This is a genomic window from Mesorhizobium sp. CNPSo 4670, assembly GCF_057784235.1.
The window spans coordinates 1-757 of sequence record NZ_JBWJFQ010000074.1; the positions used below are offsets into that span (position 1 = coordinate 1).

A 757-nucleotide genomic window follows, 5' to 3' on the forward strand; every position below is an offset into this window, starting at 1 on the left:
CACCAGGGCGATTTCATCGTGCCGATCCCCGGCGCGCGAAAAATCCGCCATCTGGAGCAGAACACGGCGGCGGCCGGGATCGAGCTGAGCACGGCCGAGGTGCAAGCCATCGGCGACGCGCTGTCTCCCGACAAGGTTGTCGGCAAGCGCTACACCGAGGAGTTATTGGCGCTCGTGAATGGGTAAGAACTGATCATGCCGGATACTCGAAAGGGGCGCCTTCGGCGCCCTCTTTTTTTGAGCGCCGTGCGACGCAAAGGTTGTGAGACGTTGGCGCGAAACACCCCCCTCTGTCCTGCCGGACATCTCCCCCGCAAGGAGGGAGATCCGCAGTTCCACGGCTATCGCCTTTCCTCGACGTTGGCGATTGGTGCTGGCGATTGGCGAAAACCGGCGTGACATCCAATCTCCCCCCTTGCGGGGGAGATGTCCGGCAGGACAGAGGGGGGTGCTGTCCCGCGATTTCTAATTCTTCTGCATGCCTACCACGGCACGACATCAATCTCCGGCCAGTAGGCCTTCGCCCGCGCGCCCTTGGCCTCATGCGTCTTCTGGTTGTCCATCACCCGGTTCGGCGTGATGCGAAACGAGAAGATGTCGTCGAGGCCAAACGGCGCCACAAGGTCGAGCTGCCCATCCGCGTCGAAGCGAACGCCAACTGCGTGGGTCTTCGAGGCGAAGTGGCGGACCGAGTCGCTGGAACTCGTGTAGCGCGGGCACGGCTGCCCGAACTTCAGGGGATACCAGAGATGAACAC

Annotated in this window: 1 protein-coding gene and 1 pseudogene; one reads left to right on the forward strand and one right to left on the reverse strand. The window is 62.5% G+C overall.

Translation table 11 applies throughout. The features are described from left to right. Positions 1–186: pseudogene (locus tag AC0ZT5_RS35135) on the forward strand (aldo/keto reductase); the annotation flags it as partial. Positions 187–482: 296 nt separating this feature from the next. On the opposite strand, the gene AC0ZT5_RS35140 reads toward AC0ZT5_RS35135, so the two are convergent. Next, the coding region (locus tag AC0ZT5_RS35140) for a nucleotidyltransferase family protein (protein ID WP_488500163.1) at positions 483–757 on the reverse strand (275 nt) is incomplete at its 5' end.